Source organism: Kibdelosporangium banguiense (assembly GCF_017876405.1).
Classification (GTDB): domain Bacteria; phylum Actinomycetota; class Actinomycetes; order Mycobacteriales; family Pseudonocardiaceae; genus Kibdelosporangium; species Kibdelosporangium banguiense.
On sequence record NZ_JAGINW010000001.1, the window covers coordinates 4,310,820 to 4,337,173 of the forward strand.

18 protein-coding genes are annotated in these 26,354 nt (G+C 66.4%); 9 read left to right on the forward strand and 9 right to left on the reverse strand.

Going from position 1 to position 26,354, the window contains the following annotated elements:
- Positions 1-11 precede the first annotated feature (11 nt).
- From JOF56_RS20400 to JOF56_RS20410, 3 genes are all read left to right on the forward strand, one after another.
- Positions 12-311 carry a hypothetical protein gene (locus tag JOF56_RS20400; protein WP_209640537.1) on the forward strand — a complete coding sequence of 100 codons (300 nt, stop codon included), beginning with the start codon at positions 12-14 and terminating at the stop codon, positions 309-311.
- A 134-nt stretch (positions 312-445) separates the two neighbouring features.
- On the forward strand, positions 446-898 hold the full coding sequence (locus JOF56_RS20405) for a hypothetical protein (protein ID WP_209640540.1): 453 nt from the start codon (positions 446-448) through the stop codon (positions 896-898).
- A 92-nt stretch (positions 899-990) separates the two neighbouring features.
- Positions 991-1,899 carry a GNAT family N-acetyltransferase gene (locus JOF56_RS20410; RefSeq protein ID WP_209640543.1) on the forward strand — a complete coding sequence of 303 codons (909 nt, stop codon included), beginning with the start codon at positions 991-993 and terminating at the stop codon, positions 1,897-1,899.
- Here JOF56_RS20410 and JOF56_RS20415 read toward each other — a convergent pair.
- Together JOF56_RS20415 and JOF56_RS20420 are read right to left on the reverse strand one after the other, a co-directional pair.
- Positions 1,867-3,021 (reverse strand): helix-turn-helix domain-containing protein, encoded by a 1,155-nt coding sequence (locus JOF56_RS20415; protein ID WP_209640546.1) that lies wholly within the window; start codon positions 3,019-3,021, stop codon positions 1,867-1,869. The genes JOF56_RS20410 and JOF56_RS20415 overlap by 33 nt on opposite strands.
- 52 nt (positions 3,022-3,073) lie before the next feature.
- A complete protein-coding gene (locus JOF56_RS20420; protein WP_209640549.1) occupies positions 3,074-4,249 on the reverse strand; it encodes a serine/threonine protein kinase in 1,176 nt (391 codons plus the stop codon).
- 152 nt (positions 4,250-4,401) lie between these two features.
- On the opposite strand from JOF56_RS20420, the gene JOF56_RS20425 reads away from it, so the two are divergent.
- Positions 4,402-5,088, forward strand: a complete 687-nt coding sequence (locus JOF56_RS20425; RefSeq protein WP_209640551.1) for a YceI family protein — start codon at positions 4,402-4,404, stop codon at positions 5,086-5,088.
- Here the strand turns inward: JOF56_RS20425 and JOF56_RS20430 are convergent.
- The gene (locus JOF56_RS20430) at positions 5,072-5,713 is read right to left on the reverse strand and encodes a TetR/AcrR family transcriptional regulator (RefSeq protein WP_209640554.1); all 642 of its coding nucleotides are present in this window, start codon (positions 5,711-5,713) and stop codon (positions 5,072-5,074) included. The genes JOF56_RS20425 and JOF56_RS20430 overlap by 17 nt on opposite strands.
- Before the next feature lie 181 nt (positions 5,714-5,894).
- On the opposite strand from JOF56_RS20430, the gene JOF56_RS20435 reads away from it, so the two are divergent.
- Entirely contained in the window at positions 5,895-6,857 is a 963-nt protein-coding gene (locus JOF56_RS20435) for an aldo/keto reductase (protein WP_209640557.1), read from the forward strand.
- 40 nt (positions 6,858-6,897) lie between these two features.
- On the opposite strand, the gene JOF56_RS20440 is transcribed toward JOF56_RS20435, so the two are convergent.
- A complete protein-coding gene (locus tag JOF56_RS20440; protein ID WP_209640560.1) occupies positions 6,898-8,469 on the reverse strand; it encodes a sodium:solute symporter in 1,572 nt (523 codons plus the stop codon).
- Positions 8,456-9,595: an anhydro-N-acetylmuramic acid kinase gene (locus JOF56_RS20445; RefSeq protein ID WP_209640563.1), complete on the reverse strand. Its 1,140-nt coding sequence runs from the start codon at positions 9,593-9,595 to the stop codon at positions 8,456-8,458. The genes JOF56_RS20440 and JOF56_RS20445 overlap by 14 nt, the downstream gene beginning before the upstream one ends.
- 115 nt (positions 9,596-9,710) lie before the next feature.
- On the opposite strand from JOF56_RS20445, the gene ftsY reads away from it, so the two are divergent.
- Positions 9,711-11,006 (forward strand): signal recognition particle-docking protein FtsY, encoded by a 1,296-nt coding sequence (ftsY, locus tag JOF56_RS20450; RefSeq protein ID WP_209640566.1) that lies wholly within the window; start codon positions 9,711-9,713, stop codon positions 11,004-11,006.
- Positions 11,007-11,218: 212 nt separating this feature from the next.
- Positions 11,219-14,686 carry an RICIN domain-containing protein gene (locus JOF56_RS20455; protein ID WP_209640569.1) on the forward strand — a complete coding sequence of 1,156 codons (3,468 nt, stop codon included), beginning with the start codon at positions 11,219-11,221 and terminating at the stop codon, positions 14,684-14,686.
- A gap of 54 nt (positions 14,687-14,740) precedes the next feature.
- Here the strand turns inward: JOF56_RS20455 and JOF56_RS20460 are convergent, their stop codons facing one another.
- The 3 genes from JOF56_RS20460 to JOF56_RS20470 all read right to left on the reverse strand — a co-directional run bounded on the left by JOF56_RS20460 (position 14,741) and on the right by JOF56_RS20470 (position 22,353).
- Entirely contained in the window at positions 14,741-15,223 is a 483-nt protein-coding gene (locus tag JOF56_RS20460) for a hypothetical protein (RefSeq protein WP_209640571.1), read from the reverse strand.
- A complete protein-coding gene (locus JOF56_RS20465) occupies positions 15,223-21,381 on the reverse strand; it encodes an RHS repeat domain-containing protein (RefSeq protein WP_209640573.1) in 6,159 nt (2,052 codons plus the stop codon). The genes JOF56_RS20460 and JOF56_RS20465 overlap by 1 nt, the downstream gene beginning before the upstream one ends.
- A 207-nt stretch (positions 21,382-21,588) precedes the next feature.
- The gene (locus JOF56_RS20470; RefSeq protein WP_209640576.1) at positions 21,589-22,353 is read right to left on the reverse strand and encodes an IclR family transcriptional regulator; all 765 of its coding nucleotides are present in this window, start codon (positions 22,351-22,353) and stop codon (positions 21,589-21,591) included.
- A 75-nt stretch (positions 22,354-22,428) separates the two neighbouring features.
- Here JOF56_RS20470 and aceB point away from each other — a divergent pair, with 75 nt between their 5' ends.
- Positions 22,429-23,973, forward strand: coding sequence for a malate synthase A (gene aceB, locus JOF56_RS20475; protein WP_209640579.1), 1,545 nt, complete (start codon positions 22,429-22,431; stop codon positions 23,971-23,973).
- Positions 23,974-24,020: 47 nt separating this feature from the next.
- Here aceB and JOF56_RS60710 read toward each other — a convergent pair whose 3' ends face one another.
- Positions 24,021-25,127 (reverse strand): RNA-guided endonuclease InsQ/TnpB family protein, encoded by a 1,107-nt coding sequence (locus JOF56_RS60710; RefSeq protein WP_372448385.1) that lies wholly within the window; start codon positions 25,125-25,127, stop codon positions 24,021-24,023.
- Between the two features lie 11 nt (positions 25,128-25,138).
- Between JOF56_RS60710 and JOF56_RS20485 the strand changes: the two genes are divergently transcribed.
- The gene (locus JOF56_RS20485) at positions 25,139-26,341 is read left to right on the forward strand and encodes a DUF6986 family protein (protein WP_209640586.1); all 1,203 of its coding nucleotides are present in this window, start codon (positions 25,139-25,141) and stop codon (positions 26,339-26,341) included.
- Positions 26,342-26,354: the final 13 nt, after the last annotated feature.

Sequence of the window (26,354 nt, forward strand, 5' to 3'; positions counted from 1 at the left end):
TGGGGTGTGCGATGTTGCGTGCAGTGTTCGCCCGGACGTTGAAAGCGGGCGTGACCTACGAGCAGTTCATGCAGGCCTGGGTTCCGCAGGACCTGGACGGTGACTACCCGGCCAAGGTCAGCGTCGCGCGCAATGTCGCCGACGACCGGCAGGTCATCACGATCCTGGAGCTGGACATGTCGATGGCGCAGTTCGAGGAACGCCGGGCGGTTCTGACGCGCCCGGACGCCCTTGAACGGCTCGCCGGGATCGTGGAAACGACTGAACTGCAAGGTGTTTACGAGGACGTGTACACGCTGCCTGTCCGGTAGTCCAGGGTTCAAGTCGTTTGTGGACTGACTCGGATGTGTGGTTGACGTCGAGTCCGTATGTGCGCCATCATCTGTGTCGTGACCAACTTGAAGGGCGGCTTCCGCCCCATCGCATGAGCCCGTGGGGGCTACCAGTGGCAGCCGATGACCGGGTTTCGTTTTTTGTTCACGCGCTGGCCTTGAGTGCCGCGCAAGCTGCTGGACACGTCACCGAGTCGCCATCGGAAACCCAAGCGCTGCACCAGCTTCATGATCTGTTCGCGGGCTGTGACGCGCTCAGGATCGCTGATGCCCTGGGTGGGCGTGACCGGGATATGTTGCTGCTACCGGGTTCCACGGGAAAACTCACGTTGTATGCCGTGGTGCGTATGCAGTCCGATCGGGATATGGCGGTATTCGAACGGACACGACGTGTGCGGGCGTGGGGGCCGCATCCGCTGCGTGGAAAGGTTCGGCATCGGACCGCCGCTGTCCACGTGCTCAGGTCGTGGCCCCGGGGCCGGCTGCCGGACGAAGCGGCCGAGACCGTCCGGCACGCGCTTGAGGCCGAACCGGAAGAGGACGTCCGCCTGGGGCTGACCGCCTGAAATCGCCTTCTAGCTGGGCGAACCCCGGCCGGCAGGGTCGGCCGGGGTTAAACCAGGTGCGCGCGGGCGTCCGGAAGTTCAGGATTTCGGACATGACAAAGATCCGTCCGGCTACGCGGGCCGATCTGCCGGCAGTCGTGTCGCTCATCGCCCGCCTGCAGGCCGACCCCGCGCACCACATCGGCTTCTTCGGGTACACCGAGGAGGAAATCGCCGACGAGCTGGCCGGTGTCGAACCTGATTGGCACGAAGGCGCCGTCGTGGCCGTCGCGTCCAGCGGCGGCCTGCGTGGCGTGCTGAGTACTGACGTGAACCCCGAGTTAGGCCGCGCCTGGCTGTACGGGCCACATGTGGATGTTCCGAGCGGCCACCCGGCCGCGCCACAGGCATGGCACACGACCGCCGACGCGCTTTTCCACGCCGCCTTGAAGTTTCCGCACATGACCGGCATCACAGATCTCAACCTCTACGGCCATGTCGAGCACCGGCAACTCGGTGAGTTCGCCGACCGGCACGGCTTCACCAAGGACAAACCGACCCGGATATTCACTCTCGCGGGCGCGCAGTTGCGTTCATTGCTCGCGCAGGACACCGAGAAAGTCGAGGCGCTGCCCGCGGACGGCAGTCTCAACGAACAGTTCACTGTCCTGCTGGAGCGATGTTTTCCCAACCGCACCAGCACCGCCGAGCAGCTGCTCAACGGCAAGCATTCGATAGCCGTACTGAGGCAGGCCGACGGCAGGCTGGCGGGCTTTGCCGCCGGCTATTCGCAGGAAATCGAACACTACGTCGACTATGTCGCGGTCGAACCCGACATGCGCTGTGTCGGCGTGGGCAGACAGGTCGTCCGCGGCCTGATCAGCCGGCTCGACGCCGAGAACGGCGCGCGCAGGCAGGCCGCCGCGGTGGTCGCGGTCGACAACCAGGCGTCGGCCGGCATGTTCACCAGGCTGGGATTCGGCGTCGAACTAGAGCTCGTGAGCTACCGGCGAAAGCCATGACTGCAAAGCCCACCACCACCGCAAGGAATGCGCCAGCGATCCGTTGCCGCTGGGCGCCGGATCGAACGACGTCAGCTCGGCCATCCGGCGAAGGCGGTGTTTGACAGTGTTCGGGTGCACATGCAGTGCACTGGCCACCAGATCAGTGCGGCCGCCATGTTCCAGATAGGCCAACGCGGTCTGCGCGAGCAACTGGTGGAACTCGTCGGACCGGTCCAGCCCGGTGAGGTGTTCCGAGGCGAGCATCCGCCCTAGCGCGGGATGCGTGTCCACGCTCAGCGGCAACGCGAGCGAAGTCAGGTGCTGCAGGCCACGTAACCGGCGGCGCCGTGCGGAGGCCAGTGCGGTCTGGCAAAGCCGGTACGCCCCAGCCAGTTCCGTGGCCGGCACCGCGGGCGCGGCGACGAGCAGGATCTCGAACGGTGCCTCGGGCAGCCGTGGGCTGACCGCGCACAGATAACCGTCCACCATGCCGCACAAGCCATCCGAGGTGGTGAGTGCGGCCTCGAACTGCCGGGCTTCCCGCGGTGCGCTGACATCCGCGATCACGCAGTGGTAGAGCTTGCGCGTGTCCAGCCCCGCCGCCGCGACGCTCGCCGCGGGACCGCCTGGCCGCACACGGGATTCCCTGTTGTGCAACAAGGTTCGCAATGCCTGCAGCCGGACGGCGTGGGTCGTGCGGGTCAGGCTCAACTCGGTTTCCCGGTAGACGTGGACAAGCCGGTTCTGCATCTCGTTGGCCAGACAGTCCAGTTCCATCAGACCGGTGAAGACCTCCTCGCCTTCCAGGCCGTCCTTGGCCGAGCGCTCGAAGACCTGGCTCATCACGAAGTGCCGGCCGGCCTGGAAGCCCTCCAGCAATGCCGCGAGAGGGATGCCCTGCAGGGCACGGTCCTCGGCCAGCCGGTCGGCCACGTGGACACTCTCGCCGAGGTCCACGTCGTCGATGTAGGCCGCCGAGACCGCGGCGAGCAGCGCGGCGATATGGCGCTGCACATCCTGTGTGGGCAAGGCGGCGACCAGAGCCGATTTCCCTCTGGCCGCCGCCGTGGCGCCTTCGACAGTGCCCGGGTCGGCACGCATTTGTTCCAGCAGCCGACGTAGTCCCGTCCGACCCGGCATCTTCGCCTCCTCGCAATACCTTCAGCTGTGACGGTATTGCGAGCAGTCGCCGTTAACCAAGTGACCGGACAGCGGCCTCGCTCAGCTTGCCCAGCCGTTCGCGCTGCGGGAAGTTCCCGACCGGGACGGTGGCCACCTCTTTTGCTGTCGCGTAGTCGATCACCGAGATGGCGTTGCGCTTACTCAGTGACACCAGGCAGTACTTTCCGTCAACACTTGTGGTCGTCCAGTACGGCAGGCTGTCGGTCGCGTAGTTGACGTATCCCTTCGCGGCAAGCCCAGGCCGGTCCAGGATCACGGTGTAGTCGTCGATCGTGCCGGCCGCGCAGATCCGGTCACCGGAGTACGCCATGCCGTGGTGCGCGGAGTTCTGCGGGTAGGAGTCCGGGCTCATCGCCGCGGCCTTCGTGCTGTACGGCAGTTGCACGGTCCGCACGATCCGGCCCGCGGCCAAGTCGTACTCGACGAGGCCGTTGAGGTATGACAGCTGTGCATACATCGTCTTGTTGTCCGGCATGAACAACGCCGGGCGGATGCCGTATTCGAACTGGTAGGTCCGCTTGACCGTCCACGTGTCCGGGTCGACCGCGGTCAGCTGGCGCTTGCCCTTGATGCCATTGAAGGCCTTGAGCAGTGACACGTTGCCGATGCTGGAGTTGTAGAGGGTCTGGTTGTCCGGCGAGTAGTCGTTGCCGTGCGGGTACGCGCCGGTCGGGAAGCTGGTGAGGATGGCGCCGGTCGCGGTGTCGAAGACGTGTGCCTTCTCCACGCTCAGCGCCGAGACGATGAACTTGCTGCCGTCCGGTGAGATCGCGGCGTGGTCGGCCTTGAAGCCCTCGACCTTGGTCCGCCAAAGCTGGCGTTTGCTCGCCACGTCGTAGGCGACGACGTCGGCCAGGTTGCCGCGGGAGACATACAGTTTCGTGCCGTCGGGGGAGAGCGCGATGTCGTCGACGAACTTCTTGTACCCCTGGATGGAGTTCACGATCTCGTACCCGATCCGCTCGATCGGGTTCATCGCGGCCAGCCGCTGTTCCAGATCGGGAATGGCATCGAGGGTGCCCAGCACCTGGAAGGTGCGGCCGTCCAGGAAACTGACGGTGCCGGCTTGGGCGTTGCCGATCAGGACCACGTCTCGCAGCTGCTGCGCCTGCGCGGCCGGTGTGGCCACGAGGCTGAGAGCGGCGACCGTGCCGGCGACGATGCCTGCCAGTCGCTTGGCGCTCATCGAGTCTCCTCTCGCTGAAAACTCTTTAATGTTTTTCTGATAAGTCTGTTTTCATGGAAGATCGAGGCCAATGTCGCGCCCGCCAACACCCCGGCCCCGCACTGTCGCCGGGACACAATGAACCGATCCACGGGCAGCGGCGTAGTAACCGCATGGGTAAATTCAGGCGTCACTGGAAAGCGTGGCTGATCGGCGCGATCGCCTTGGCATTGCTGGGGTTCGTCGGCGGGCCGTGGCTCTACATCAACGTTTTCAGTGACCCTCCCGCCCAGGAACTGGCCCTCGGGCAAGGACAGGCCGGCGGGGACGCCGTACCGGTCGACGGGTCGTGGACCGTGTCGGACGGATCACAGGCGGGGTACCGGGTCAAGGAGATCCTGTTCGGCCAGGACACCACTGCCGTCGGCCGGACAAGCAAGGTGACTGGCACGGTCGCGATCGCCGGCACGAAGATCACCAGCGGCACGGTCACGGTGGACATGGGATCCGTGGCGACCGACAAGAGCGGCCGGGACGAGCAGTTCCGCAACCGGATCATGTCGGTATCCCAGTTCCCGGCGGCGACCTTCGCGTTCACCGCGCCGGTCGACTTCGGTTCCGTACCCGCCGCCGGTCAGAAGGCGACCGTCAAGGCGGCCGGCCAGCTCACCTTGCGCGGCCAGCAGAAACCCGTGAACGTCGAACTGAGCGTGGTGCGCAACGCGGCCACCATCCAGGTACAGACCAGCATCCCGGTGGCGTTCGCCGACTACGGCATCCCCGACCCCAGCATCCCCGGCATCAGCACCGAGGACCACGGCGTGGTCGAAGTACTGCTGATGCTCAAGAAGACGCCGTGATCGCGGCGACGGCCAGACGCGTGAGCTCGGCGCACAGGTCGTCCAACGGCGGCGTCCGGTCGTGCATCGACCAGTAGTAGACGAGTTCGTTCACCGCGCCGATGAAGGCGACTGATGTCAGCAGGAAGTTCCGGGGCGCGGCCTCGCCGCGCTCCACAGCCCGGTTCGCCTCATCGACAAGGAACTTGACAATACGTTCCCGCCACATCAGCCGATGCTCCTCGACCGCCGCGCTGACCCCGACCACCTCGACATAGGCCAGCCGGGTCCACTTCGGATCACTCGACGTGGTGGTGATGTAGGCCCGCACCATCCGGCCGACCCGCTCGGCCAGCGGCTCGTCCTCGAATCCGGTGAGCGCCGTGAGCGCGTTCTGCATGGCCCGCTGGGTGATCCGGTCGTGCAACGCGACCAGCAACGCCTCCCGGCTGGGAAACTCCTCGTAGAAGTTGCGCGTGGACACACTCGCCGTGGCACACAATCGTTCGATTGACGTACCCGCGTACCCCTCCGACCCGAACAACTCCAGCCCGGCCTCCATCAGACGCTCATGCCGTTCAGCTCGTCGTTCCGCGTCCGACCTGCCGCCGTAATGCCGTCGTGGCGCCCGCGTGGTGCCGGTCATCGCCGTCCCCTCCCAATGGTGTTCCCACAATAGGCTTCCGCGGGCCGGATGTGGACGTGAATAGCCCACATAGCCGATGGCCTGCCGGACGGGGTGGCAGCCGTACCGTCCACTGTGCCCTGCTCAGAGGGGCCCTGGCGCGGTCTCCCTATGGGTGATTGGGCAGGTCAGGCTTTGTGGCATGAGGTATCGGCTGTTTGGGCAGACTGGGCTGAGGGTTTCGGAGATTCTGCTGGGCACGATGGGGCTGGGGGAGGACGCCCGGCAGTGTCGGCGGGTTGTGGACGCGTATGCCGATGCGGGCGGGAATGTGCTCGACACTGCGTCGGCGTATGGGAACGGCGAAGCTGTGCTGGGGGAGGTTGTCGAGCGGCGTGACCGGTTTGTCATCGCGACGAAGTACACATTGTCACGCGATGCCAAGGATCCCAATGCGGCGGGTAATCATCGCAAGAATCTGGTGCTGTCGTTGGAGCAGAGTCTGAAACGGCTGCGCACCGACTACATCGACATCTACTGGGTGCACCTGTGGGATCGGCACACCCCGGTCGAAGAGACGATGCGGGCCTTGGATGACGTGATCCGTGCGGGAAAAGTGCTCTATATAGGCATATCGGACGCTCCGGCCTGGGTGATTGCCCGTGCGAACACGCTCGCGGAGTGGCGTGGATGGACGCCTTTCGCCGGGTTACAGGTGCCGTACAACCTGCTCAAGCGGGACATTGAGCGGGAGTTGCTGCCGATGGCCGAAGGGCTCGGCATGAGTGTCGCCACTTGGGCTCCGTTGGCGGGTGGTGTGCTCTCGGGAGGTTCGAAGCGGGTTGACCCGAAGACGCTCACCGAGCGGGATCACGCGGCGACAAGAGCCGTGAGGAAGGTCGCGGACGAACTGGGGGCGACGCCCGCGCAAGTGGCGCTCGCGTGGTTGCGCAGCAAATCCACAAAGGTGTTGCCGTTGGTCGGCGTCAGCAGCGTCGAGCAACTGACGGAGAATCTGGCAGAGCTCACGCTGCCGGGCGAACTGATCGAACAGCTGGAGGGCGCGGTGGAGTTCGAGCTCGGATTCCCGGCAGACTTCATCGCCGAATGTGAGCCGCACCCGTTCGCGTTCGGTGACGCCGCGACAAAGGTCGACGGGCGTTAGAGAAAGGCGCCTCCAGAGGGGGTCTGGAGGCGCCTTTTCATCAAGCAGCCTTGGCGGCTGCGGCGGGCTCTTCTTCGGGTGGGGTCGCGGGTGTCTTGTGGCGCAACGAAAGCAGGCCTCCCACGAGCAACGTGATCAGCACGCCGATCACCGGGTACCACGGGTAGGCCAGGCTCACGGAGTTGCCTGCGGCCTTGGAGAAGTCCACCGCGAGGAAGCTTCCTTCGGCCTTGTTGAACTTCAGGCCGAGGATGACGAACGCCATCACGACCACTGTCGTCACGAACGCCACGATCGCGTCGAACTGCCTGGCCTTGCGGAAGATCAGGCCGAGCAAGAACGCGCCGAGCAGGGCGCCGGAGGTGAAGCCCGCGATCGACAGGCCCTGCTCCACGATGGGGTCGCCACGGGTGGTGAACTGGGCGAACAGTCCGGCGAACACCACCAGGATGGCCGCCCAGACCACTGTCCAAATGCGACCCTGACGGAAGATCTCGCTGTCGGTCAGCTTCCGGCGGACGATCTTCTGATAGACATCCGTGACTGTCGACGACGCCAGCGCGCCCAGCGACGAGCTCAGCGCCGCGGCCAGGATTCCCGCGATCACGAAGCCGGACAGCCCGTTCGGCAGTTCGTTGACGATGAAACTCGCGAACAGCTCGTCGTTGTTGTTCAGCTTCAGGTCCTTCACCGGCGCGGCGCCGTTGTAGAACGCCCACAGCATGGTGCCGATGAACAGGAACAGCGCGAACTGCAGGAACACCACGATGCCGCTGCCGATCAGCGCCTTCTGGCTGGCCTTCACGTCCCGGGTGGCCATCAGCCGCTGCACGATCAGCTGGTCGGCGCCGTGCGAGGACATCGACAGCACCGCGCCGCCGAGCACCGCGGTGAGGATCGCGTACGGGCTGGTCAGCACCGGCGAGGACACATCGAAGAGCTGGAACTTGTTGGCGTCGGCGGCCTTGCCGAGCCACCCGTCGGGCAGCTTGCCGGCCAGGACGATGATCACGGCGAACGCGCCCAGGATGTACCAGAGCATCTGGATCGCGTCGACCCAGACCACCGCGCGCACACCGCCGAAGTAGCTGTACACGACCATCGCGACGCCGAGCGCGATCACGATCACCCAGTAGTTCGCGGTCACGCCGAAGCTGGCGAGCACCACTTTCACCGGGATGGCGGTGGCGAACAGCCGCAGACCGTCGGCGAGCAACCGGGTGAACAGGAATGTCACCGATGCCGTGCTCTGCACACCGGTGCCGAACCGCTTGCCCAGGAAGGCGTACGCGGTCACGAGATCACCGGCGATGTACTTGGGCAGCAGCACGTACGACACGACGATGCGGCCGATCAGATAACCCAACGCGAGCGACAGGAAGGTCATCCCGCCCGCGCCGGGTGTGGCGAGGTACGCGACCGTCGGGATGCTGAGCACGGTGAGTGTGGACGTCTCGGCGGAGACCACCGAGAGGCACACCACCCACCAGGAGATCTTGGACTCCCCGACGAAGTAGTCGTCGGAGGATTTCTGTCTACCGCCGATCAGCACGCCCAACAGCGGCATGCCGACCAGGAAGATCACGATGATGGCGAGGTCAAGAACACGCAAGAGACCCTCCCAGTGGTGTAACTCGCAACTGCCTCACATCAATGGCCGCCGGGGCGGGCATGCGCAGCGGTCCACGGCCCGGCGTGATGCTGCCGAGCAGTCGTGGACCGGCCGCGCCGGTGGGTGGGTCAGCGGGGATGCCGTGCCATGTCAGGAAGCCCAGCAGTGCGGTCAGGTACGCCTCTTTGGCGTCGCTCGGTATCCCCAGGGAATCGCTTGTCACGACGTCGAGCCGCTCGGACAGCGCGGCCATCAGTGCCGGGTTACGCACCCCGCCGCCAGAGGCGACCACACGATGTCCCTTGCAAGCCTCGGCAATCGTGACGGCGGTCAGCTCGACCAACGTCGCCAGCAGGTCCGGGCCGTCCACGGCGGGGACCTCGTCCAGCGCCGCCTGCAGATAGCTCAGGTGGAAGTACTCCTTGCCGGTCGACTTCGGCGGGTCGAGCCGGTAGTAAGGGTCGGCCAGCAGCACGTCCAGCAAGTCGTGGCGGACCTTGCCTGCCGGCGCGAGGGCGCCGTCCTTGTCGTAGCTCTGGCCGGCGACCATCTGCGCGGCCAGATCAAGCAGTGCGTTGCCGGGTCCCGTGTCGAACGCGACGGACCCACGCGTGATGTTGGCGATCCCGCCGATGTTCAGCGCGATTTCGTCCTTGAGCCACAGCTGGTCGAACAGGCCGGCGAGCGGCGCGCCGTGCCCGCCCGCGGCGACGTCCCGCGCGCGCAGGTCGGCGATCACGGGCAAGCCGGTCGACTCGGCAATCCAGGCCGGTTGGCCCAGTTGCAGAGTGCCGAGGCAGTCGCCGTCCTCGACCCAGTGATAGACGGTCTGCCCCAGCGAGGCGATCACGTCGGCCTGGCCGAGTTCGGCCAGTGCGCGGCCTGCTGCCTGGGCGAATGCCTGTCCGATCTTCGTGTCGAGTTTGCACAGCTGCTCCGCGGTGCACCCTGCGGGCGGCAACGCGGCCAGTAACTCTTCGCGCACGTCCGCGGGATAGCCGGCCTCGATGTGCCCGACCGGCACAAGCTCGACGGTGTCACCGCGAAGACGCAGGTCAGCCAGGGCGACGTCGATGGCGTCCACCGACGTGCCCGAGATCAGGCCGATGACCCGGCACGCGTCCATGACCGTGTGGTCTATTCCACACTGACGCTTCGCGCAAGCCTTGCGGTTAATTCTTGACCTAACCGAGTTTTATGCGGTTGAACGTTGTCAACGCTATGGATGCGAGGATGACGCAGTGTCCACCACAGTCATCGTGATCATCGCGGTTGTCCTGGTCCTGCTCGCCTTGGCCCTGGTCACCGGGGTGATCTTGGCCAAGCGTCGCCGGGTGAGCCTGACCGACACGGAGAAGAAGGCCGTCGAGGACCGGCCGAAGTACCAGGCGGGCGGCGCAATCAGCCTGGCACCGGCCAAACCGGCCCTGCCCGAGCATCCGGTCGCCGACCGCACAGAGGTCGACGGCCAGCCGGGTGTCGGCGATGACGCCTCCGTACCGAGGGACTCCGAGAAGCGCGAGATCGTCGACATCCCGCTGCCGGACGCGGTCGAAACGGCGCCCGAACCAGCCGCGGAACCTGAGCCCGAGCTCGACGAGATCGAGCCGACCAGCGGACGGCTGGAGCGGTTGCGCGGCAAGCTGGCCCGGTCGCGGTCCGGCTTCGGCCAGGGGCTGCTGGGCCTGCTGGGCGCGGGTGACCTGGACGAGGACTCGTGGACCGAGGTCGAGGACACCTTGCTGCTCGCGGACCTGGGCTCGGCGACCACCAACGACATCATCGAGAAGCTGCGCTCCGAGCTGACGGCCCGCGGTGTGCGTACGCCGGAACAGGCCCGCGCGGTGCTGCGTGAGGTCCTTGTGGGCGCGTTGCACCCGGAGATGGACCGTGCGGTGCGCGCACTGCCGCACGTCAACGGAGACGCCAAGAAGCCTGCTGTCGTGCTTGTCGCGGGCGTCAACGGCACCGGTAAGACCACGACGACAGGCAAGCTCGCGCGTGTCCTTGTCGCTGACGGCCGGACGGTCCTGCTGGGCGCCGCGGACACATTCCGTGCCGCCGCAGCCGAGCAGCTCGCCACGTGGGCAAGCCGCGTCGGCGCCGAGGTCGTCCGTGGCAAGGAAGGTGCCGACCCCGCAGCTGTCGCGTTCGACGCCGTCAAGCGTGGTGCCGAGACGAGCGTTGACGCCGTGCTCGTGGACACCGCCGGGCGCCTGCACACCAAGACCGGCCTGATGGACGAGCTGGGCAAGGTCAAGCGCGTCGTGGAAAAGCAGGCCGAGATCGACGAGGTCCTGCTCGTGCTCGACGCCACAACGGGCCAGAACGGCCTGACGCAGGCCCGGGTTTTCCGTGAGGTCGTCGACGTCACCGGCATCGTGCTGACGAAACTCGACGGCACCGCCAAGGGCGGCATCGTCTTCCAGGTCCAGCGTGAGCTCGGCGTGCCGGTCAAGCTGGTCGGCCTTGGCGAGGGCCCGGACGATCTGGCGCCGTTCGAGCCGGGTGCCTTTGTGGACGCTCTGCTGGGCTGACCCCGCCCGGGCCTGACCCGGATGGAAGGCATTCCGACTTTGCCCGAATCGTGCGAAAATTCCCGCGCGGGGACGGTTTGGTGTGGGGGCCGCAGCGGTTCCTTTGGGGGGTGACCACGTCTGCCTTGTCCTCGCCGTCTTCTGGAGGGGACGAGAAAATGCGATCACGAAGAACGGCACGCTTTTGGGCGTGCGCGATCACGCTTGTCTCCGTGCTGCCGGGTTTACCGGCGCACGCGGAGCCTGAGCAGGCCGAACCCGCCCAGCCCGTCGAGTTGACGGAATTGGGCTCGGAAACCACGCGTGTGTTCCAGAACCCGTCCGGCACCAGGACGGTCGAGGAATTCGCGCGGCCATTCCGGGCACGGACCGCGGACGGCTGGAAACCAGTGGACACAACGCTGGTGCGGGACGCGGACGGCACCGTCCGGCCCCGCGTCACACCGGTGACGGTTCAGTTGTCCGGCGGTGGCACCGGCGCGCTGGCCACGCTGAAACGGGACGGCAAGGAGCTGTCCCTGGCCTGGCCCAACGCGTTGCCACAGCCCGAACTGGACGGTGACACGGCCACCTACCCGGAAGTCCTGCCAGGAGTGGACCTGCGGGTCAAGGCCGATGTGGACGGGTTCGCCCAGGTCCTGGTGGTGCACAACGCCGAAGCTGCGGCCAACCCGGCACTCAAGGAGATCACCTACCGGACGTCGGGCACCGGCCTGCAGATCAAGGCGGGCGAAGGCGGGACCACAACGGCCGTCGACAAGGACGGCGCCGCGATGTTCGTCTCGGGCCGGCCGACCATGTGGCAGAGCCCGGAAGCGACCGCGCGATCGGCTGTGCCCTCGCAGGAGTGGCAACAGGAGATCGACCACCGGCCGATGGACCTGCGGGTCGGCGAGAACGAGCTGACAGTCGTTCCCGACGCGCAGATGCTGGCGTCCCCGGACACCAACTTCCCGGTCTACATCGACCCGTCCTACACCGCCACGCAGTACCGCTGGACCTCGGTGAACGGGCTGGACGCGAACGAGGACTACTGGACCAAGCAGCGTGACGTCATGCGCGTGGGCTACCAGCCCTACGAGTCGCCGACCTCGCGGTACCGGACGTTCATGCAGTTCAACACGGCGCCGTTCGCCGGCGGCCGGATCCTCAAGACCTACCTCGGGATCACGCTGGATCACTCCGGTTCCTGCGGGGCCACACCGGTGGATCTCTGGCACACCAAGGCGATCGACCCGGCCGTCACCACGACGTGGAACACCACGACACCGAGCTACTGGCTGACCAAACTGGACACCCGGTCCGGCAACGCCAACGAGGGCGGCGGTTGCGGTACCACGCAGCCGGACAAGCCGATGGAGTTCGGCTCGACGGCGTTCACGACGTTGGTGCAGACCACCGCGACCAACAAGACGGGGACGCTCACGTTCGGCCTGCGTGCGCCCAACGAGAGCGACGGCGGCCAGTGGAAGAAGTTCCACCCGGCGACCGCGAAGCTGACGGTCGAGTACAACATCGCGCCACGCGCGCCACTGAACTTCAACACCGTGCCGCCGACGCCCTGCGGCACGGCGACCGCACCGACGGCGTTGAACACCGCGAACCCGACGTTCTCGTCGATCGCCTCTGACCCCGACAACGACAACGTGCGTGGCCAGCTGGAGATTCTCGACGGCAACACGGTGATCAAGACCATGGACGGCCCGACGATCCGGTCCGGCGGAGCGTTCTCCTGGTCTCCGGTGCCCACCGGGGTACTGCCCGAGGACCAGCCGGCGAAGGTGTTCAACTACCGCTCCCGGATCAGGGACGACGGCCTGGCCAGCCCGGATTCGGCACGCTGCTACTTCACCGTCGACCGGACGCGCCCGGGCCTGCCGGTCATCACCTCGGCTGATTTCCCGGACTATTCAGCGGTCCGGTCGGTCGGCGAGCTCGGCACGGTGACGTTCACCCGCGCGGCGGTGGATACCGACATCGCCGGGTTCCGGTACGGATTCCAGCAGGACAAGACCACGATGTGGGTGGCCGCGGACGCGAACGGCTCAGCGACCGTCCCGGTCACCCTCTGGGACGACAACTCCACCCGGCCGCTCTATGTCCGTGCGGTCGACCGGGCCGGCAACATCAGCCCGGCAGGTCCGGTGTGGACATTGACGGCGAACTCCCGGCAAGTGCCGGGAACAGCAGTGCGGGCCGACACCAACGGTGACCGTAAGGCGGACTTCGCCACCCTGTTCGACCAGGGCAACGGCCGGACAGCGGCGTGGAACTTCCTGTCCACCGGCAACGGGTTCTCCTCCGGTTACGTCGGCTGGGACACCGATGTCAGCGGCGGTTTCCCGATGTACCGGATCAAGAGCGCGAACGGGGACTTCGACGGCGACGGCCGCAGCGACATCGCGGTCCTGCGCGAGGACCCGGACCGCAAAGTCCGGCTGTATCTGCTGCGTTCGGACAGCAACCGGTTCGACGCCGAGAGCGAGCCGGCGTGGGTCGGCGACTACCGTCTGTCGCACCTGAGGCCGGTCGCAGGCGACTTCGACGGCGACGGTGACGACGATCTGGCTGTGTTCCAAGGCCTTACCGGCGCGCAGACCAAACTGTTCGTGCACAGCACCAATGCGGGCAGGTTCACCGCGCCGGTGCTGCAGTGGGACAGCGGAGCCAACGGTCTGGACGTCAACCAGCTGTCTCCGGTCACAGGCGACTTCGACGGCGACGGTGACGACGACATCGCGGCATTCCGGGGCGTGGCAGGCGCCACCCAGACCAAGCTCTGGATGCACGTGTCCAACCGAACCAGTTTCGCTGCCCCGGTAATGCAGTGGGACAGCGGCACGGTCGCGTTCGACCGCGCGAAGGCGACTTTCGTGGCCACGAACCTCAACGGTGACGCGAGTGGCAAGGACGAGATCATCGCCGAGTACGACCGCGGCAACGCGTCCACGCAGGTGACTGTGTTTACTGCTGGGACCGGTACCTGGACGACCTCCGTCGGCTGGGACAGCGGTGCGGCGAACACCTTTGACGCCAAGAAGACCGTGCTTGCTGCGGGTGACTTCAACGGTGACGGTAAGGGCGACATCGCGACGCTGTACGACACAGGCAGCGGCAACCGTCAGATGTACACCTTCATCTCGACGGGATCGGCCTTCACCGACAAGCGAGTCGACTGGCAGGGCAAGGTGGCCGACACTGCGGAGTCCGTCTACATCGAACCCGGCCGTCGGTACCGCCTGCACCCCACCCACACCGACAAGTGTTCGGGTGTCCCGGCGGGCAACGTGGCCGACAGTGCCCCGATGCAGCAGCAGGATTGCGTCTCGGGTGGGAGCAACCAGCAGTTCGAGCTGGAGCGGATCGGCAGCACGCCGTACTTCAAGATAAAGAACGCGGCTTCGGCCAAGTGCCTGGACATCGGCGGGTTCAAACACGACGACAACACGCCGATCCACCAGTTCACCTGTGACCAGTCCGGTGTGCCCCAGGCCAACCAGCAGTTCCGGCTGGATTACGTCAGCGGCACCGGCATGGACGTGGTGGTCCAGCCGCGGATCGTGCACAGCGACAAGTGCGTGACCGTGACCGGCGCCAGCACAGCCAACAACGCGGCCATCGTGCAGCTGACCTGCTCAGGAGCCGCGAACCAGCGGTACACATTGAGAATCGAACCGTAGAAACGCTTGAGGGGAGTGGCCGCGATGGCCACTCCCGTCAAGGGTTCTTACCGGCTAGCTGAACTCGGGGAAGTCCTCCGCGATATCCCTGAGATCTTCATCCGGGGAATCGCGGACCGCGTCCTTCAACACCTCCAGCAGGTCCAGCCGGCCGACATGCTCCAGCAGCATCGCCAGGCCCCGAAGGTCGGCCCACCGGTCCGGGTCCGGGTCGGGGTTGGCGATCTCCTGTCTCGCCAGCGCTTCCAGTCGCGAGTCGCGCAGGTGAGGTGGCAGCCCGGCCAGGATGAACCTCGCACGGGCCGCGTACGGGTTGATGCCGAGCGCTGCGGAGAACAACTCCGGCATCAGTTCCTGCGCCAGCTCGGGCGAGTCCGAGGCCCGATCGCCGAGCAGGCGCAGCGCGGCGTAGTGGCCCCGGCCCGACGCGAACACGGCCCGCAGCGTCCCAGCCGCGTCGTCCGCCAGCGCCGCTTCACCCGCGCTGAGGTACTGGTCGTTGGCGTCTTGCAGGGACTGCCACGCATCGTCACTCATCAGTCGCCTCCCCCTGTCCTGCTGACCTTTTTCACATACTGCCACGGCAGGCCTTCCACCAGGCGCTGGTACTCGCTGAAAGGCATCCGCCGGGTCGCGTAGATCGTGATGTGGCCTTCGGGCTTGTTGTCCTTGACCCAGTCCAGGCCGTCCGGCAGGTTCGTTCCCTTGGGCAGTCGCCACATCTGGCCACTGACATTCTTGCGCAGGTTCTCCTCGGTGTCGTAGGAGGACATCCCGACGGGTTCCTTCTTCCCGTTCTGCGGCAGGACATCGTCGCCGTCGTGTTCGGCGTCGTGTTTACCGAATCTCGGTGACGGCGGTGTCTTGGCCTTGCCGATCGCGACAAGTTCCGGGGTCGGCTCCTTTTTCTTCGGCTCTTTCTGCTTCTTGCGCGGTTTCTTCTGCTCTTTCTTGCGCTCCTTGATCTTCTTCCAGATCTGTTTGACCTTCTTGACCACCTTCTTGATCCGCTCGACATTCTTCTTGCCGATGATCTTGGCGATCTTTTTCTTGGCTTCCTTCCAGATCCTGGACTTCTGGATCTTCTTGATCAGTTTCGGGATCCAGACCCGGATCGTCTTGACCACCAGGGTCCGGACGGTCTTGACCACCCAGGTCCAGGCGATGCCGAGCTTTTTGCCCAGCCAGCCGAGCCCGGACCAGATCTTCTTGCCGACCCAGCTGCCGACCTTCTTGGCCACCGGCACCACGATCTTCTTGGCCACCGGTACCAGGACCTTGGTCGCGACGACCCGCGCCACGATCACCCAGAACCGGCCGTCCGGGTCGGAGTAGGTGATCGGGTTGTTGTTGGCGTAGGAGTAGGCGTTCATCTGCTGCGGCTCGGTGAAGTCGATCTCCGGGTCGGTCGAGATGAACCGGCCGGTGGCCGGGTCGTACGCCCGTTCACCGAGCTGGGTCAGGCCGGTGTCCCCGTCGATCGTGCCGCCGACGAATCCCTGCTGGCCCGGCCATGACGCCGGTGCCGCACCACGGGTGTTGCCAAACGGGTCGGTCCGGCGGCGCGTGACTTCCTGGGTCTCCGCGTCGATGGACAGTTCGGCCGTGCCGACGTGGTTGGGGTCCAACCAGTGCAGCTTGTCGTCCGAGGTCCGCACGGCGATGGTCTCGTCGTCGTGCACGTAGTGCCGTGTGCCCTGCGCGACGCCGTTCGGCGTGAGCAGCACCTCGGTGGTGCCGAGGTACAACGTCGTTCCGGTGGAATCACGCCGCATCAGGCGTTCTCCGTCACCGTCGTAGACGTAGGACGTGACCTTCGTGCCCTCGGTGACCTTGGTCAGCTGACCCTCGAGGTCCCACTCCAGCACCTGGCCCGGCGCGGTGCCGAGCTTGCGGCCGGTGGTGTTGCCCGTCGCGTCGTAGCCGAACTCGTCGACCTTCGTACCCGCCGGGCCGGTCGTGGTCACCGACTGCACAGCGTGCGGACGGGCCTGGCCGGTGTCGGGGTACTTGTACGTGCTGGACGTCGTTTTGCCGTCCGGCCCGATCTTGGTCTCGCTGGTCCGGTTGCCGACCTTGTCGTAGGTCCAGCCACTCCAGTACGGCGCCGGGCCGCCAAGTCCTGCCGAACTTGGGGCCGTGGCACAGTTTCCGTCGCGCGGTGTCCACGCGGCGGTCATCCGGCGCAGGTAGTCCTGCTGGAAACACTGCGTGTCGGCCTGCTCGCCAGTGTCGGCACCCGGCTGGTTGTGGATCCGGGTGATGTTGCCGGCCTGGTCGTAGCCGTAGGACACATTGGACACCATGCGGCCCGGTGTCTCCCGCTCGGTGACCGTGCGGGCGAGCCGCCGCGTGCCGATCTCGTACTCGGCGCCCCGCTTGACCCACTTGCCGCCCGCGGACAGCGTGACCTGCTGCGGTTCCGAGTACGGCGTGTAGGTGGTGTTGGTGACGTAGGACGTCTTGCCGGACAACGTGGTCGGCAGACCAAGGCTGTTGTAGCCGTAGGTCAGCTTCTCCTCGGCCAGCCCACCCGCGGCGGGCATGGTCGCCTCAGCGAGGTCACCGTCCGGCCGGTAGCTGGACGCGAACTTGTACGTGCCGGCCAGCTTGCCCTCGGACGCCGGGATCGTGATGCTCATCCCGGTCGGCCGGTTGCCCGCGTCGACACCGGTGATCGACTGGGTGTAGGCGTTGCCGTTGATGTACCGGGTGGACGAAACCGACACACCGGGCACCGGGGTGCCGTCCGGCAGCTTGTCGAACGTCCACTCGAGACGCTTCGGCCCGGCGAGCGACCCTTCGTGCACGGCGGTCTGCCGGCCGATGGCGTCGTAGGCGAACGCCAGGATCTCTCCCTTGGCGTTCTTGCGCGTCGCCACCTGGTCACCGTCGTTGTAGGTGATCTCGGTGGTGCCGCGGTCCGGGTCCTCGGTCTTGATCTCACGGCCCAGCAGGTCGTAGTGGTGCTTCCACACGTTCCCGGCCGGGTCGGTGACAGTCTCCAGTTGACCGTGCGGGGTGTACGTGTACTTGGTGCTGTCGTACTCCCCGGTGGGACCTGCGCCCTTGTACTGGCGCAGTTCGGTCAGCCTGCCCTCCGCGTCCATGAACTTGCTGGTCGGGGTGGCCCCGGCCGGCGGATCGATGTCGACGCGGTTGCCCGAGTAGCCGTGCGTGGTCCGCCACTTCTCGACCCCTTCGACCTTGAAGATCTCGGCTGTCAGGCGGTCGTTGCCGTCGTACTCGAACACGGTCTGCGCGGGCAGCATCGCCTCGTCCGGGATCACCACATCCGTGCCGGGCGGGGCATCGTTGTAGTAAGGACCGTTCGTCTTGATCTCCAGGCCACGCGAGTCGTAGATCGTGTCGGTGACGACACGACCGCCTCCCGGCGCGGGATCCTGGGTCTGGCGCTGCCGCATCTGGCCGTCGAACAGGTCGATGTCCGTGACGTAACTGCCGTCGGGCTGCAACGTGCGGTTCGTGACGGTGTTCGGCCCGTTCGTGCGGACCAGATAGCTGTGCTCGGTGGTCGGGCTCTCCGCACGGGCCCGGCCCGGCTGCCACGTCTTGGTGACGCGGCCGAGCGGGTCGTAAGCCGACTCGGACCGCTTGCCGTTGGTGTCCACCGTCGCCACCGGATCGCCCCACGCGGGTTCGAACTCGGTGCTCGACGACTGGCCCAGCGGGTTCGTCGTCGTGATCTTCGTGAGCGGACCGCCCACAGTGGACTCGTACTTCGTCGTGGCGGTCTCGCCGAAGACGTCGGAGGCCTCGGTGTGCCGGCCAAGGGCGTCGTACTTCGACCGGCCGACCGTCTTGAACGTCGGAGCGCCGTCGGCCCACCCGCTGAGCTCGTCGCGGCGGGTCGGGTCACCCTTTGTCGGTGCGGCGCCAAGGGTTTCGTTGTCGTCGTAGTAGGTGCGCTCCACGTCGACCAGGTCCGCCGGAAGGTTCGGCGTCTTGTCACACGCGACCCGGACCGTCTCCTCCTGGTACTCCACATCCAGGACGTGAGTGGTCGGGTTGTGCGTGTAGCTGTACCGGGTGCACGTGTCGTCGTTCGGGTTGTTGAGGTCGTGTAGCTGCTCTGTGCGCAGCAGCAGGCCGTTGGCGTCGTAGACGTTGTTCGACCCCGACTTCAGCTGTCCGCCGTCGGGGTGGATCTCGGTCTGCCGCACCGCCGACTCGCCGGTCTTGTACGCCTTGGTCGTACCCCAGCTGCGCACGCGTGTGGCCGTCGCCGCCGACACCCACGGGTCCGTGATGGACCGTTCGGTGACCTTGCCGCCGGCCTTGTCGAAGGTGATCCGCTCGCGCTCGGCACCTGCGAGGTCGTTGCTGTCCTCGACCGCGACTCCGTTGGAGTCGACGACCTTGACGTCCTTCACACCGCCGGTGGCCGTCTTGTCCTCGTCCATGCCGCGGTAGTAGAGGACCTCGGTCTGCTCCTGCTCACCGCCCGCAGCGCCGGAACGCGTCTGGACGCGGTCGAAACCACGCCACTGCGACCAGGTCTTGCGCTCGGCCGGGATCAGGCCGTCCTCGTCGTCGTGGTGCCACGCCGGCGTGCCGACGTAGTTCATCTGCGTGACCTCGGGGACCAGACCGGTGGTCAGGTCCTTCTCGGTCACGTCGGCCACGACGTACTTGTGGAACCAGTCCTTGCGCTCCTTGGCCAGGTCGTCGAGCGAGTCCGGGGTCCACTTCAGCGGATGGCACCGCTTGGCGTTGGTGTCCTCCGCGGGGAGGTTCGCCGGCGCCGCACAGTCCTTGGGCATGTAGTTGACCGCGATCTCGCCGCCGGTCTCGGTGCGGACCGCCTTCATCCGCCACCAGTTCATCGGCGGGATGCCGTCGATCCCGTCGACCCGGTTGGCCATCTGGATGCCGTCGAAGTTCACCGCGGGCAGGCTCATGCTGCCGCCCACCAGACCGGTGCGCTGGATGGATGCCAGCCACATGCCCGCCCGCGTGCCGTCACCGGGCGCGGGGAAGCTGTGGGTCAGCGTCCAGGAGTTGACATCCTTGAAGGCGGTGGAGTTCCACACCTTCGTGGTGACCTTGGCCAGCCGCTTCTGCGTCCAGAACGTCGGCGTGTACTTCGTGCCGCAGTTCGTGGTGCTGGTGCACTGCTGGTCCAACGGGGTGTCCGGCCAGTTCGCCGGCTTGCTGGTGACACAGTCCGTGCCCGGGATGCACCGGTCGGCCACGGTCATGAAGACCTGTGCCACGGCCGGCTTGGTGTAGACCTCGCCGTCGCGCTGACCGTAGTCGATGCGCTCCAGGTAACCGTCCCGCACGTAGTTGCTGACCTTGGTGGCGGTCATGTTGCGGGAGTAGTTGTTGGTCTCGGTCTTGTAGAAGTAGCTCATCGTGTTGCCGTGCACGTCGACCACGTAGTCGAGGTTCCAGCGCCACGCCTGCTGGCACCACGCGGTGTCGAACGTGCTCTTGTAGCACGGTTCGTCCTTGTGGTTGCCGAACACCGGAGCGGTCCACACCGAGTTCGTCGCCTGCTTGCCCGTGGTCCAGCCGGGCAGCTTGTGCAGGCCGAAGAAGTACTGCGTGCCGTCCTTGCTGGTGATCTTCCACGACTCGCCGTCGTTGTCGCCGTTGTCCTTTCCGGACACACGCTCGATCTTCGACCCGTCGTCGTTGCGCAGCTTCCACGCGCCGCTCGCGTCATCGCGGACCAGCTCACCGCCGCTGCCGTTGAGCTGCAGGGTGGCGTTGTCCGTGCGCCAGCACAGGTCACCGGTCTTCTTGGTGTTGGTGCTGTCCTTGGTATCGGTGGAACAGCTGGCGTACCGGCGTTCGATGTACCCGCCGGGGTTGAAGTCGAAGCCCTCACCCACCCAGCTCGGCTGGTTGTTCGTCGCCGAGGTGCGGGCGTCGACATTGCCGGACGAGTAGGACAGCTGCAGATCAGGGTCGGGACCCTGCAGCGCGGGCGGGGTGTCCATCTCGTACTGCCAGTTGAAGTCACCCGACGAGGTACCGCTCGTCCAGGTCGAACCGGGTGACAGCGACGTGGCCTGGTAGTCGCCGGCACCCGACGAGGCCGCCGCGGTGACCGCGAACAACTGGTTCTGCTCAGGCTGTACTTCCGCGGTCAGTGTGCCCGAACCGTCGTTGCGGGTGCTGAGCGGCTTTGCCTGGCATTCTTGGAGTTCCGGGGTCTTGAGCGAGCATTCCGGCAGGACGGCCAGCTTGAGGCGGCCGGCCCAGTCACCGCCGTACGCGTCGCGGAAACCGGAATAGTCCACCTCGACTGCGAGCTTCTCGTTCGCCGCGCCGGCCACCCGGAACATCGGCCCGTCGAGCCTGCGGTCGAGTACCTCCACCCGGATCGGTGCGGCGTCCGCCGCCCGGGCCGCGGCGCCTGCCGCTCGCTTGACCCGGATCGGGCCTTGCGCGGCCGCGCGCTGCTGGGTGCCGGACGACGACACCTCGCTCACCGACGCGGCGGGCCAGGTGACCGACGGGGATCCTTTGAGAGCCTTCTCTTCCGCGGCGTCCGGCGGGGCCGGTTCCGCGGTGGCGTTGCGGACAGGTGTGGACTTCTCCGATTGTGCTGTCCACGGTTTGCCTGGATCGGCCCCGGCCTCGGCCGGGGTGACGACGGCGAGTGTCGAGACGACCGCGAACGCGATCGCCCCACCCAGCCATCGTTGTGATCTTCGAAACATGCAGAGCCCTCCAGAACGTGCATGGTTCACCAATTAGGCATGGCAATCCGACAATGATTGCCATGCCTGTAGAACCTGGGTACACGAGAAGAAGCCCGGCACGTAAGTCTTTCGCTGCGGGGCAAATTGTGCTTTATCCCGATTTTACCTGGTGATTACGCTGATCGGCGCAGCCCGCTGACAGCACCGCCGAAAATCACCCCGGGGTCACGCCGTGGTGTGCGTCCGCAGAGTGTCCGAAATGGCCTCCGCGACACGGCGCACGATCGGCGCGACCCGCCCGACGATGTCGTCGGTCAGCCGCCCCTCCGGTCCCGAGATCGAGATCGCGGCCGGGCTCGGCGTGCCCCTGACAGGCACCGCGACACACCGCACGCCGATCTCCTGCTCGCTTTCGTCCAGCGCGTAGCCGCGCGCCGCGATCTCGGCCAGGTGCACCAGCAACAAATCCGGATCGCGGAAAGTGTTCGGCGTGTAGGCGGGCATACCGGTGCGCTTGAGCAACTCGCGGACGTCGTTGGGCGGCATCTGCGACAGCATCGCCTTGCCCACGCCGGTGCCGTGCGGCAGCAGCCTGCGACCGACCTCGGTGAACATCCGCATCGAGTGCCGGGACGGGGCCTGGGCGACGTACACGACCTCGTCGTGCTCCAGCACGGCCAGGTTCGCCGTCTCGCCGACCTCGTCGACCAGTTCGGCCAGCAACGGCCGGGCCCACGTGCCGAACTGGCGGCCGGCGTTCTCGCCGAGCCGGATCAGCCGGGAGCCCAGCGCGTAGCGCCGGTTGGGGTGCTGACGGACGTACCCCAGGGACACCAGGGTCCGGATCAGCCGGTGGATCGTGGGCATCGGCAGGCCCGAGGTGGCCGCGAGCTCCGAGAGGCTCGCCTCGCCGCCCGCGTCCGCGAGCCCTTCAAGCAGGTCGAAGGCGCGCTGCAGAGACTGCACGCCGCCGTTGGCCGTGGCCGCCACTGCCGTCTCCCGTCACGTTGAAGTTCCGCTATCCAAAAATTATAGTCCGGAGCGCAGAAAGAAAGGAGTCGTCCCTTGTCCGATGTTGATCGGATCCTGACGCCGGAGGCCGTGGCGTTCCTGGCCGGCCTGCACCGCGCGTTCGGTGCCCGGCGAGACGAACTGCTGGCCAAGCGAGCCGATCGGCGTGCTCAGGCCGCCAGAACCGGACGCCTGGACTTCCTCGGCGAGACGCTCGAGATCCGCGAGGCGATCTGGCAGGTCGCGCAGGCACCCGCCGACCTGCGAGACCGCCGCGTGGAGATCACCGGCCCGACCGAGCGCAAGATGGCCATCAACGCCCTGAACTCGGGCGCCAAGGTCTGGCTGGCCGACCTGGAGGACGCCAACACCCCGCACTGGGACAACGTGATCGGCGGCCAGGCCAACCTCTATGACGCGGTGCGCGGCACGATCGAGCTGACCACGCCGGAAGGCAAGCAGTACCGGCTGAAGGACGACGTCACGCCCGCGGTGATCGTGATGCGCCCGCGCGGCTGGCACCTCGACGAACGGCACCTCACCTTCGACGACAAGCCCGCGGTCGGCGCGCTGGTGGACTTCGGCCTGTACTTCTTCCACAACGCCCAGGCGTTGCTGGATCGCGGCAGCGGGCCGTACTTCTACCTGCCGAAGATGGAAAGCCACCTCGAGGCACGGCTGTGGAACGACGTGTTCACGCACGCGCAGGCCGAACTCGGTATTCCGCACGGCACGGTCCGTGCGACGGTGCTGATCGAGACCATCCCGGCCGCGTTCGAGATGGAGGAGATCCTCTACGAGCTGCGTGACCACGCCTCGGGGCTCAACGCGGGCCGGTGGGACTACTTGTTCAGTGTTATCAAGTACTTCCGCGACGCCGGCTCGGACTTCGTGCTGCCGGACCGCAACGCCGTCACCATGACCGCGCCGTTCATGCGTTCGTACACCGAGCTTCTCGTGCGTACGTGCCACAAACGCGGCGCGTTCGCGATGGGCGGGATGGCCGCGTTCATCCCGAACCGCCGTGATCCCGAGGTCACCGCGAAGGCCCTGGACAAGGTGCGCGACGACAAGAGCCGGGAGGCCGGCGACGGTTTCGACGGCTCCTGGGTCGCCCACCCGGACCTGGTACCGGTGTGCCAGGAGATCTTCGACGGCGTGCTCGGCACCAAACCCAACCAGCTCGACCGGACCCGCGACGAGGTCAAGGTGTCGGCCGAGGAACTGCTCAACGTCGCCGCGACCCCAGGCAGCGCAACAGAAGCCGGTCTTCGTGCGGCCGTCGACGTGGGTGTCCGCTACATCGCGTCCTGGCTGAGCGGCAACGGCGCGGCAGCCATCCACAACCTGATGGAGGACGCGGCAACCGCCGAGATCTCCCGAGCCCAGGTCTGGCAGTGGGTCCGCAACGAGGTCGTGCTCGACAACGGCGTGACCGTCACGGCTTCACTCGTGCGTTCTGTGCTCGCCGAGACTCGTGCGGCACTGGACGGGCTGGCCCACCTCGACGAGGCCGCCGAACTGTTCGACCAGGTCGCCCTGGCCGACGACTTCGTCGACTTCCTGACCCTGCCCGCCTACGCGAAGATCGACTGTTGACGTCCTCCCCATGGTGAAGCCCGGGGATTCCAGCCCACGACCACCGACTATGGAGTGGAGGTAGCGAGTTGAGGTTCCCGGCTCACGGCCCCGCCTGGTGGCTGGAGGGCTCCCCGGGCTGTCACCACCCGTCCGGCGGCGATGTTGCATGCTGCGTTGACGTCAGCGTGGCCCACGAACCTGCAGACGACACACTGGAATCCCGCTTGGCTCTTGCGGTTGTCCGGTGCGATGTGCCCACAAGCCGAGCATCGCTGCGATGTATATGCGGCGTTGACTCTCTCCACTCTTCCTGGAGCCTTGTGTTCAAGGCGGGCGACCAGGCGACCCCATCCATTGGCCAGGATGCCGCGGTTCAAGACAGCCTTCCGGCGCACGTTGTGCCCTGGTCGGTCCACGGTTCCTTTGGCGGAACGGGTCATGCCACGGATGTTCAGATCCTCCACTCGAATCAAGTCGAACCTGCGAGCGAGGTCGGTGGACGTCTTTTCAACCCAGTCTCTGCGCCTATCGCCTTCCCTTGCCTTCAGCCTCGCGATCGCCTTCTTGACCTTGGCGCGCCGGTTCGACCCGCGCTTGCCTCGCGCCAACCGACGATGCAATCGCCGAAGACGTTGCTGCTCGCCAGGTGTCAATGCAGGCACGCGCAACAGTTGCCCGGTCGACAGTGCAGCGGACACGGCGACGCCGCGGTCCACTCCCACTGTCTGCCCGTTGCCAGGGCTGGGGATCGAAGGCGGGATCGCGGCAAAGGCAATATGCCACCGGCCAGCTCGGTCGCACGTGACGCGATAGGACTTCACGCCCTCTGGAACCTGGCGGGACCAACGAAAACGAACCCATCCGATCTTCGGTACCCAGACTTGACCGTGACGGCGGTTGACCCGCCGGACATGGTCCGGACGGACCGCGACCTGCCGAAACCCCTCGTTCCTTCCTGCCTTACGCCACGTAGGTCGCCCATGCGTGCCGCCAAAGAAGCTGGACATTGCCTGGGCGAAGTCTCGCAACGCCTGCTGCTGAACCGTTACGCTTCCCGCTCGCAGCCATGCGAATGCAGCTCTGGCTTCGGTCAACTGACGGGCCTGCTCGTTGTAACCAGGTGCAGACGCGCGTCCCTTCGGCGGTCGCGGGCGAGAGGCCTCTACCAGAATGGTGCGAACTGATGATCATCGACGGCCCGACGATCGCGTCGCTCACCGCTCGATTGTCCGAAGTGGACGAGCGGCGGGTGGCGCGGTATCCGGGCGGGCTGGGCGGCCGGCAGCCGGTGCACACCTGTTACGTGCCCGCCTCCAAGGTCGGGCCGACGACGCCGCGGGACTGGGGCGAGCAGGCCCTTGCCGCGATGGACGAACACGGTTTCGACCTTTCGGAGGATCTCACCGGACGGGTGAAGGCCAAACTGGCCCGGGAGCCGGTCGAGGACCTGCGGATCGACTTCGAGGACGGCTATGGCGCGCCGGTCTCGGAGGACGACGATGCCCGGTACGCGGCAGGCTGCCTGGTCCGATGGCACGCCGAAGGCATCGCGCCGTTCACCTCGGGCCTGCGGATCAAGTCGTTCGACACGCCTGGCCTGCGTGATCGCGGTATCCGGACGCTGGACATCTTCCTGGAGACGCTCGGCGACCCGCCGCCCGGCTTCGTGATCACGTTTCCCAAGGTCACCGCGGCCGAGCAGGTCGAGGTCTTCGCCGAGTTGCTGGCGGTCTTCGAGCAGCGCCTGGGCCGGCCCGACGGGTCGCTGAAGTTCGAGATCCAGGTGGAGACCACCCAATCCATTGTGGACAGCGACGGCCGGCTGGCGATCCCGCGGTTCATCGCGGCCGGTGGTCCACGCGTGACCGGCCTGCATTTCGGCACGTACGACTACACGGCGGCGTGTGGCCTCGGCGCCGGTCAGCAGCATCTCGGGCATCACGCGTGTGACTTCGCGCGACATGTGATGCAGGTGTCGGCGGCCGGAACCGGCATCCGGCTGTCGGACGGGTCGAGCAACGTGCTGCCTGTGGGGGAGACCCCGGCTGTGCTCGCCGCGTGGCGCGTCCACTACGGACTGGTGCGCCGGTCCTTGGAGCACGGTTTCTTTCAGGGGTGGGACATGCATCCTGCCCAACTGGTCACCCGATATGCCGCTGTCTTCGGGTACTACCGGGAGAGCCTGGCAGGTGACGCTCGGCGACTGGCCGCCTACGCCACGCGGGCCGAGAGTGGTCTTCTGGATGAACCGGCCACCGCGCAAGCGCTTTCGGCCTCATTGTTGCGTAGCGTCGACTGTGGCGCCGCGACGGCCGAAGAGATCACCCAGGCGACTGGACTTCACTTGGACGTGTTGCGAGCGTTCTACGAGCGTGCCATCCAGTAGGGCATGCTGGAGG